The sequence below is a fragment of the Alcanivorax sp. HI0044 genome (assembly GCF_001634945.1).
Map to the genome: position 1 here is coordinate 1 of NZ_LWEZ01001902.1, position 780 is coordinate 780.

Annotated in this window: 2 protein-coding genes; both read left to right on the forward strand. The window is 57.8% G+C overall.

All coding sequences use genetic code 11. From position 1 onward, the window contains the following. Positions 1 to 56 precede the first annotated feature (56 nt). Positions 57 to 350, forward strand: a complete 294-nt coding sequence (locus tag A3730_RS28350) for a cytochrome c5 family protein (RefSeq protein WP_063521625.1) — start codon at positions 57 to 59, stop codon at positions 348 to 350. Between the two features lie 23 nt (positions 351 to 373). Continuing rightward, the coding region (locus A3730_RS28355; protein WP_156501428.1) for a cytochrome c at positions 374 to 780 on the forward strand (407 nt) is incomplete at its 3' end.

Here is a 780-nt window from a genome sequence, read left to right on the forward strand (position 1 = left end):
CCTGCAACGGCAAACGGACTTCGCCAGCGGCGACGCCAGCATAGAAGAGGTAGGGTATGAAGGGTTTTGTAGCAGGTATTGCAATGGTTCTGGTGATGGGGGCTGCCAATGCAGCAACCGTAGAGGAGCGTTACAACAGCAGCTGTACATTCTGTCATTCCTCCGGCGCCGCTGGAGCTCCGATCTCTCATGATGAAGCTGCCTGGAAGCCACACCTGGATAAAGGTATGGATACGCTGGTGAAGCACGTGAAGGAAGGGTTCAACGCCATGCCGCCAAAAGGCATGTGCAACGACTGTAGCGACGAAGAATACCGTGCTCTGATTGAGTACATGTCCAAAAGCAAATAAGACGCTGTACTGAAGGATAGGCCATGAAGTTTTTCAAACTGTTCGTGCTGATGGCTGCTGCTGTGGCAGCCACCCAGGCCATGGCGGCCGGTGATGCTGAGGCAGGCAAAGCAAAAGCCGCTCCCTGCGCCGCGTGCCACGGTCAGGATGGTAACAAGACCCTTACCGGGACTTACCCGAAACTGGCTGGCCAGGGGGAAGAGTACCTGGTTAAACAGCTGGAAAATTTCAAGTCCGGCGCCCGTGAAAACGCCGTCATGCAGGGCCAGGTGGCCGGTATGAGCGAGCAGGACATGCAGGACGTGGCGGCCTTCTACGCCAGCCTGACCCCGGAAGCCGGGCAGGCCAGCGCTGACTGGGTGGAGCAGGGTGAACAGCTCTACCGCGGTGGCGATATGGCCAACGGTATTCCGGCCTGTTCCGGTTGCCA

What these genes read in the sequence shown, in the direction of transcription:
- A3730_RS28350 (WP_063521625.1), top strand. Translation starts at nt 57, where the DNA reads ATGAAGGGTTTTGTAGCAGGTATTGCAATGGTTCTGGTGATGGGGGCT.